Origin of the sequence: Nocardia mexicana NBRC 108244 (assembly GCF_001613165.1) — a bacterium.
GTDB lineage: Bacteria > Actinomycetota > Actinomycetes > Mycobacteriales > Mycobacteriaceae > Nocardia > Nocardia mexicana.
The window spans coordinates 107,487-115,629 of sequence record NZ_BDBV01000074.1 but is presented as its reverse complement, the minus strand read 5'-3'; the positions used below and the strand labels follow the sequence as shown (position 1 = coordinate 115,629).

At 67.7% G+C, this 8,143-nt stretch carries 8 protein-coding genes; 2 read left to right on the top strand and 6 right to left on the bottom strand.

The window, feature by feature from the left end:
• Positions 1–251 precede the first annotated feature (251 nt).
• Positions 252–662 (bottom strand): DUF5318 domain-containing protein, encoded by a 411-nt coding sequence (locus NM1_RS28110; protein WP_169814335.1) that lies wholly within the window; start codon positions 660–662, stop codon positions 252–254.
• A gap of 146 nt (positions 663–808) precedes the next feature.
• Here NM1_RS28110 and NM1_RS28105 point away from each other — a divergent pair, with 146 nt between their 5' ends.
• Together NM1_RS28105 and NM1_RS28100 are read left to right on the top strand one after the other, a co-directional pair.
• Positions 809–1,366, top strand: a complete 558-nt coding sequence (locus NM1_RS28105) for a PadR family transcriptional regulator (RefSeq protein ID WP_068026300.1) — start codon at positions 809–811, stop codon at positions 1,364–1,366.
• Positions 1,359–2,459: an inositol-3-phosphate synthase gene (locus tag NM1_RS28100; protein ID WP_068026297.1), complete on the top strand. Its 1,101-nt coding sequence runs from the start codon at positions 1,359–1,361 to the stop codon at positions 2,457–2,459. Before NM1_RS28105 ends, NM1_RS28100 begins: the two co-directional genes overlap by 8 nt.
• 190 nt (positions 2,460–2,649) lie before the next feature.
• On the opposite strand, the gene NM1_RS28095 is transcribed toward NM1_RS28100, so the two are convergent.
• From NM1_RS28095 to NM1_RS28075, 5 genes are all read right to left on the bottom strand, one after another.
• On the bottom strand, positions 2,650–3,075 hold the full coding sequence (locus NM1_RS28095) for a GyrI-like domain-containing protein (protein ID WP_068026294.1): 426 nt from the start codon (positions 3,073–3,075) through the stop codon (positions 2,650–2,652).
• Between the two features lie 11 nt (positions 3,076–3,086).
• Entirely contained in the window at positions 3,087–3,557 is a 471-nt protein-coding gene (locus NM1_RS28090; RefSeq protein ID WP_068026290.1) for a GyrI-like domain-containing protein, read from the bottom strand.
• A gap of 272 nt (positions 3,558–3,829) precedes the next feature.
• The gene (locus tag NM1_RS28085; RefSeq protein WP_068026287.1) at positions 3,830–6,082 is read right to left on the bottom strand and encodes a transglycosylase domain-containing protein; all 2,253 of its coding nucleotides are present in this window, start codon (positions 6,080–6,082) and stop codon (positions 3,830–3,832) included.
• Positions 6,083–6,206: 124 nt separating this feature from the next.
• Complete coding sequence (locus NM1_RS28080) at positions 6,207–7,094, bottom strand: carbohydrate ABC transporter permease (RefSeq protein ID WP_084520121.1); 888 nt, start codon at positions 7,092–7,094, stop codon at positions 6,207–6,209.
• On the bottom strand, positions 7,094–8,119 hold the full coding sequence (locus NM1_RS28075) for a carbohydrate ABC transporter permease (RefSeq protein ID WP_068026284.1): 1,026 nt from the start codon (positions 8,117–8,119) through the stop codon (positions 7,094–7,096). The genes NM1_RS28080 and NM1_RS28075 overlap by 1 nt, the downstream gene beginning before the upstream one ends.
• Positions 8,120–8,143 lie beyond the last annotated feature (24 nt).

Here is an 8,143-nt window from a genome sequence, read left to right as displayed (position 1 = left end):
GGCGGGTATCCGCCGGGCCGCGGTTGCGAGCCGCGCGGGGCGCGCCCGCCGTTGGGTCCATCGTCGTAGGGCGAAGTCACAGCGTGGATCTCCATAACTCGAAACGGTCCGGGTAGCTCGTTGCGGTCGTTACGTCGTTCCTCTGGCGATCGGTGCGCGAGCCTACGGGGTTACGCACGCTGCCTCCGATTCCTGACGTTCTCGACCGCGGCGGGCACGCCTGTGCTCCGCATATCAGTCTGGTGTGCCCATCACTCTGCGGCGGTCCGGCGGGTCCCTGTGCGGCGACGCGTGGGCGCCGGTGCGTGACCGAGCACGTAGGACTGCACCAGATGGTTCCAGCTGCAGCTCCGGCACACCTCGACGACGTGCACCGTGAACTCCTCGCGAGTCTCGGCCAGCCGGGCCAGCTCCTCGGGTGTCCGGGCCGAGCCCGCGACGGGCCCCAGCCCATCTCCGTAGACCCACGATACGAGAGTCAACTGCTCTTTCCTGCAGATGGGGCATGTGACCTCGCTCCCCCGCCCGTGGAACTTCGCCGCCCGCAGCAGGTACGGGTTCGCATCGCACACCTCGGCGACGTCCACTCGGCCCGCATAGACGTCGGCCAGCAGCGACCTGCGCCGGAGCGCATAGTCGACCACCTGCCGCTGAATTCGCACGCCAACCAGAGTAGCGGTCCCCACCGACCCCGCGCCCCCCACAAATTCGAGGATCCGGACGGGTGTTGTCGGATGTATCGGCGCGATATAGTTTGTCATCGCATCAAGCGGTTAGGTCTGCACATAACAGTCAGGAGGTGAGGCCCGTGCTCGAGCTGGCGATTCTCGGGCTGCTCCTGGAGGCGCCCATGCACGGCTACGAGCTGCGTAAGCGGCTGACGGGTCTGCTGGGACCGTTCCGCGCCTTCTCCTACGGATCGCTCTACCCGACCCTGCGACGCATGCAGGCCGACGGGTTGATCGCGGAGGAGAGTCCGGCGGGCGCGGTCACGCGGCGGGCGCGACGGGTTTATCAGCTGACCGAGGCCGGGTGGGAGCGGTTCGGTGAACTGCTCGCCGACACCGGCCCGCAGAACTACACCGACGACGGCTTCGGCGTTCATCTCGCCTTCTTCAGCCGCACTCCCGCCGAGGCGCGGATGCGGATTCTCGAGGGCAGGCGGCGGCAGGTCGAGGAGCGCCGAGAGGGACTGCGGGAGGCGATCAAACGGGCCAGCGGGACCCTGGATCGCTACACCCGCCAGCTCCACCAGCTCGGTCTGGAATCAAGCGAGCGCGAAGTGCGCTGGCTCAACGAGTTGATTGCAGCGGAGCAGTCAATGAAGGCGGCACCACAGAAAGAGGGAAAAACCGGCCATGAGTGATGTCAACAAGGCTGAGCACGGCGGCGAGATTCGCGTGGCCATCGTAGGTGTGGGCAACTGCGCTTCCTCGCTGGTCCAGGGCGTGCAGTACTACAAGGACGCGGACGAGAACGCGACCGTACCCGGCCTCATGCACGTCAAGTTCGGTCCCTACCACGTTCGCGATGTGAAATTCGTCGCCGCGTTCGACGTCGACGCCAAGAAGGTCGGTTTCGAACTGTCGGACGCGATCTTCGCCAGCGAGAACAACACCATCAAGATCTCCGACGTGCCGCCGAGCGGAGTCATCGTCAAGCGCGGCCCGACGCTGGACGGCATCGGCAAGTACTACGCGGAAACCATCGAACTGTCCGATGCCGAACCGGTCGACGTCGTGCAGGCGCTGAAGGACGCGAAGGTCGACGTGCTGGTGTCCTACCTGCCGGTGGGCTCCGAGGATGCCGACAAGTTCTACGCGCAGTGCGCCATCGACGCCGGTGTCGCATTTGTGAACGCGCTGCCGGTCTTCATCGCGTCGGATCCGGAGTGGGCGAAGAAGTTCGCCGACGCCGGTGTCCCGATCGTCGGCGACGACATCAAGAGCCAGGTGGGCGCCACCATCACCCACCGCGTGATGGCCAAGCTGTTCGAGGACCGCGGGGTGCAGCTGGACCGCACCATGCAGCTCAACGTCGGCGGCAACATGGACTTCAAGAACATGCTCGAGCGCGAGCGGCTGGAGTCCAAGAAGATCTCCAAGACCCAGGCCGTCACCAGCAACCTGAAGAAGGAGCTGGGCGCCAACGATGTGCACATCGGCCCGTCCGACCACGTCGGCTGGCTCGACGACCGCAAGTGGGCCTATGTGCGGCTGGAGGGTCGCGCCTTCGGTGACGTGCCGCTGAATCTGGAGTACAAGCTCGAGGTGTGGGACTCGCCGAACTCGGCCGGCATCATCATCGACGCGATCCGCGCGGCCAAGATCGCCAAGGACCGCGGCGTCGGCGGGCCGGTCCTGCCGGCCTCGGCCTACCTGATGAAGTCCCCGCCGAAGCAGCTGGCCGACGATGTCGCGCGGTCGCAGCTGGAGGCGTTCATCGTCGGGGCGGAATAGGCTCCCCCGCGCCGCGTTCTGGTCCTCTGCAATCTCGGCCCGCATCGAGATTGCAGAGGCACCAACTGATTTCGCAAGAACATGGGTAACTTGTCGGGTACGGGCGAACCCGACCATCTCGTAGCCGCCGGTCGCCGACGTCACGTGCGTCGCACCTTGGTCTGGCCAAGAATCGCGGAGAGGCGGGAGATCAGTCCAGGGAGACGTAGACCTCTACGGATGTCGGGCCCGTGTAGCGCTCGACCTCCGCGCGGTGGGAGCGGGTGATGGTGCCCGCGGCCTCGGCCTTGGAGACCTTCGCCCAGGCCGTGCGCAGCAGGTCGTAGGGCTTGTCGGAGACGACGAAGCGGGCGTAGCGCCCGGACGGGATACGGGTCGTCACGTCGCCGACGTCCAACTGGTCCAGCGTGTCGAGCGCGTAGCCGAGCACCGCCACGGCGTGGTCGTTCTGCCCGATGTAGGCCGCCACCCGGGGCACGTTCTTCTCCCGGGAGAGGTACCGGTCCCAGGTGAAGTTCACCAGGTCCAGGTCGCGGGCGGTCACCTCGCGACCCGCCAGCGGCACCGTCAGGCCCGCGACCAGGCTCTCGTCCAGCGTGACAATCTCGAAGTCCACGGTTGTGCCCCCTACCTGTTGCCCTCGCCGAGGGTGGCGTCTTCGGTCAGGGCGACGAACACCTCGACCGTCTGGGAATCCGGATAGTGCTCGAAATCGCCGGTATAGGCGCGGACCAGGGCGCCGGCCGCCTCGAGATCCCAGACCGCGCGCCAGACCGACACGATGGTGTCGCCGAGGTTCTCCCCGGTGCGGATGAATCGTGCGAACCGGCCCCCGGGCACCCGCGCCAGCACATCGCCGGGCTGCAGATCGTCCAGGCTCTCGCAGCGATATCCGACGATATGGGTCAGATACGACCCGATCTCCGGTGCGTGGTCCACGTACGCGGTCGCCGGAGGCCCGGGGAGTTTGCGCGCGAGATTGCGCTTCCAGGCCTCCTCCACCTTCAACCGGCGCGGTCCCTCGACCGCCAGTGCCGGGCTGCGTAGCACCGTCCCCGCCACGAGCGTTTCGTGGCGGTCAACGACATTGAAATCCACCGGTGTCGCCCCTATGTCTCGTGCTGTGTGACGGAACCCCTCGCCGGTTCCTCGTGTGCGCACATCCTCCCGCATCCTGCCACCCGTCTCCGGTATCGGCCCATTCGGAACCGTTCCGATCCATCCATGATCATCCGGGCCGATCCGTGCCATGTCATCGATTTCGGCGCACCGGGCATTTCGCCCTGCTCCACCCTATCGGCGGCGGCAGAGTGATGGCCGCACAACGAGGATTCGTTTTGTCACAACCGATTGCCCGACTCCCTTGTTGCTCAGCCCGGTACGGGGATGCTCAGCCCGGGGAAGATCTCGACCTGTTTCGGCGGTTCCGGCGGCGCGGGCGGGATGATGACCACCTGCTCCGGCGGCGAGTTCGAGGGCGGGGCGAGCACATCGAACGGGCCGCCCTGCCCCTGTGCCGGTGGCGGACCGCCGAACAACGGCCCCGTCGGGGCGGCCGGCTCGGGCGCCGGGAACTGCTCGACCGGGGTGTCGGCCAGCGCGCCGTCCATGGTCTGCTTCCAGATGTCCGCCGGGAGGCCCGCCCCGTAGATGGGCCCGCCCCGCGCGGTGTGAATCGGCTGGGACTGTTCGGTGCCGATCCACACCGCCGTCGACAGCGACGGGGTGAAGCCGATCATCCACGCGTCCTTGTTCTCTCCGGTCTCGCCGAGCTGGGTGGTGCCCGTCTTGGCGGCCGACGGGCGGCCCGCCAGGCCGTGCCCGTTCGAATACGCGGCGATCGGCAGCATCGCCTGCATGGTTCCGTCGGCGACGTGTCGCGCGATGCGCTGCTGCCCGGGCGGCAGCTGGCCGCCGTCCGGGGCGCCGCGGTCGAGCAGCACGCGGCCGTCGCCGGTGACGACGCGCTGCACGAAGTACGGCTGGTGGTACACGCCCGATGCGGCGATGGTGGCGTAGGCGGAGGCCATATCGATCGGGCGCACCGAGTACACGCCCAGGACGATCGACGGCGTCGGCAGGTCGCCGTTCTCGGTGAGCGTCTTGCCGGGGACGCCGGGAATCTGCTCGGGGATTCCGGCCATGTGGGCGGCGTCGGCGACGGCCTTGGGCCCGACCGTGTTGGTGAGCCGGTAGAAGCTGGTGTTCAGCGAGCGCTTGTATGCCTCTGCGAGGGAACAGGTTCCGCAGGATTCGCCCTCGACGTTGGTGACCTTCTGCCCGTTCACCGTCAGCGGTGAGCTGTCGAGCGGATAGGTCAGCGGCATCCCCTGCTGCAACGCGGCGATCACCGCGAACGTCTTGAACGCGGACCCGGTCTGCAGGGGGGCCTGCGCGAAATCGAAACCGGCGCCGTCCTCGCCGCCGTAGTAGGCCCGCACCGCGCCCGAGCGGGGGTCGATGGACACCACCGCGCCCCGCAGCTCGGGCGGCTGCGGTCCGAGGCGGTTGTGTACCGCGTCCAGCGCGGCCTGCTGGGCCCGCGCGTCGATGGTCGTCACGACCTGCAGGGCCCCGGTGTTGATCTCCTGCTCGCTCACCCCGGCCGCGCGGAGCTCGCGCAGCACCTGGGCGCGGATCAGGCCCGATGCGCCGCGCGCGGAGTCGTCGGCCGCCACCGTGATCGGCGCGATGACCGGGAACTGGATACCGGCGCGCTGCGTGCTCGGCAGCACCCCCATCTCGACCATGCCGTCGAGAACGTAGTTCCAGCGCGTTTTCAGCTGTTCCAGATGGGTTTCCGGATCCAGGATCGACGGCGTGCGGACCACCGAGGCGAGCACCGCGCCCTCGGCCAGGGTCAGCTGCGGGACCGGCTTGTCGAAGTAGGCCTTCGCCGCCGCGGCGATCCCGTAGGCGCCGCGGCCGTAGTAGATGGTGTTGAAGTAGGCCGCCAGGATGTCGTCCTTGCTCCACTGCCGCGCCATCTTCGCGGAGATGATCAGCTCGCGCATCTTGCGCGACAGGGTGCGCTCGGAGCTGAGGAAGGCGTTCTTGACGTACTGCTGGGTGATGGTGGAGCCGCCACCGGCGTCGTCGCGGCTCAGTACGTTGTCGCGGGCAGCGCGCAGGAACGCCGAGGTCGAATAGCCGGGATTGGTGTAGAAGTTGCGGTCCTCGGCGGACAGCATCGCATCGCGCACCCCGACGGGTACGTCCGACAACGGTACCGGAGTTCGATTACCTTCCGGCGGAACCACTTTCGACAGCACCGTGGAGCCGTCGGAGGCGGTGATGGTCGCGATCTGCTTGCTCTGCACCGCCGTCGGATCGGGGATCTCGGCACTCCAGTAGGCCAGCGTCACCAGCAGCGACGGCAGCATCACGAAGATCAGGAACAGCGCCAGCAGCAGCCGCCGCACGCGCTGCGCCCGGGTACGCGGCGGACGAGACTGCGGCCCCGTGCGATTCGGCGGCCGCACTCGCCGGTGCGGGCGCCCGCCGTGCTGTATGCGCTGGCGCCGCGCGGAGACACTGGGAGGCTCGTTCCATCCGGCGACCGACGAATACGGCGCGGCGTTACTGCTGTCGTGCCGCCGCTTGCGGATCGAGCTCACGATCATCTCCCGAGATGTCGAACTGCACGAACACCTGCACGAACAAAGATCGAACTACCACCAGATCAGGAATCGAAACCCCACACTACTGGGTTGTTCGACGCGTTCGGGAAGACTTGCGACGCCGAATCTAGCTCTTCACGCCGCCCGCGGTCAGGCCCGAAATAATCCGGCGCTGGAAGATCAGCACCATGATGACCAGCGGGACCGTGACGATGGTGCCCGCGGCCATGATCGCCGCGTACGGCTGGACCAGCGGGTCGTTGCCGGAGAAGCGGGCGATCGCGACGGTCACCGGCTCGGTGGCGTCGGCGGACAGCAGCCGGGCCAGCAGGTATTCGTTGACCGCGGCGATGAAGGCCAGGATGGCGGTGGTGAACACGGCCGGGGCGGCCAGCGGCAGCATCACCAGCCGGAACGCCTGGAAGCGGGTCGCGCCGTCGATGCGCGCGGCCTCCTCGAGTTCCCACGGCAGGTCGGCGAAGAACGAGGCCAGGATGTAGACGGTCAGCGGCAGCACGAACGAGATGTTCGGGATGATCATCGCCTGGTACTGCCCGATCCAGCCGATATTGGTGAACAGCTGGAACAGCGGCGTCACCAGCACCACCACCGGGAACATGGATGCGCTCAGCACCAGCCCGGCGACCAGCGTCTTGCCCTTGAAGGTGAGACGGGCCAGCGCGTAGGCGGCGAACATGCCGATCAGCAACGCGATGACCGCGGTGGCGAGGCCGATGATGACGCTGTTGGTCACCGCCCGCCCGAAGTCGTTGCCGCGGGTGGTGTCGAAGGCGTTGTGGAAGTTCTCCAGCGTGAGATGGGTCGGCCAGGGGGTGTTGTCGAAGGTGTAGGCCGGGTCGCGGAAGGCGGTGACCACCATCCAGTAGAACGGTCCCAGGCCCCACACCAGCACGATGAGCGCGCCGATGTAGACGCGCGCGGAGCCGAATCGCTTCTGCCACGGCACGCGCGCGGTCACGGGGGTGGTGGTGGGCTCGGTCAGGGTCGTGGTCATCAGTGCGCCCTCCGCTGCTCTTCCTGGGTCGCGACGGCGTTGGCGCCCAGCACCTTCACCAGGACGAAGGCGACGGCGAATATCAGCAGGAAGGTGATCACCGACAGCGCCGCGGCACTGTTCTGGCCCTGCCGCACCTGGTCGACCACCAGGATGGAAATGGTCCGCGTCGCCGGGTTGCCCTGCGTCATGATCGCGGGCAGGTCGTACAGGCGCAGCGCGTCCATGGTCCGGAACAGCACCGCCACCAGCAGCGCCGGCTTCAGCAGCGGCAGCGTGATGTGGACGAACCGCTGCCAGGCCGAGGCCCCGTCGACGCGGGCCGCCTCGTACACATCGGTCGGAATCACCTGCAGCCCGGCCAGAATCAGCAGCGCCATGAACGGCGTGGTCTTCCAGACGTCGGCGATGATCACCGCGAACCGCGACCACATCGGGTCGGTCTGCCACAGGATGTGGGTGCCCAGCACCCGGTTCACCACGCCGTCGTACTGGAACATGAACTCCCACAGCCGGGCGGTGACGGCGGTGGGGATCGCCCACGGGATCAGCACCGCCGCCCGCAGCAGCGCGCGGCCGCGGAACGTCTTGCCCATCACCACGGCCATCCCGAGCCCGATGGTCGCCTCGAGCGTGACGGTCACGACGGTGAACAGCAGCGTGATGCCGATGGCCGCCCAGAACTGCGAGCCCAGGTTGCCGGTCGGGCACGCCTCCATGGCGCCGCCCGGGATCGTGCACTGCTGCAGCAGCCAGTGCGTGTAGTTGTCGAAGCCGGCGAAGCCGCCCTCTTCGAACATGCCGGTGGCCTCGTTGAGCCCGGAGTCCTTCTGGAACGACATCCACAGCGCCCGCACCACGGGATAGCCGATGATGACGGCCAAGGCCACAAGCACGGGTGCGACGAACAACCAGGCGCGGGCCGGACCCTGCAGGATGCTTCGGGACCGGGCCGCCCGGACCGGGGGTGGATCCGCCGGTGCGGCGGGCGGCGCGAGGTCGGTCGCTCCCGAAGGATCTGACACGTTCTTCTCTCCTACGGGACTGAC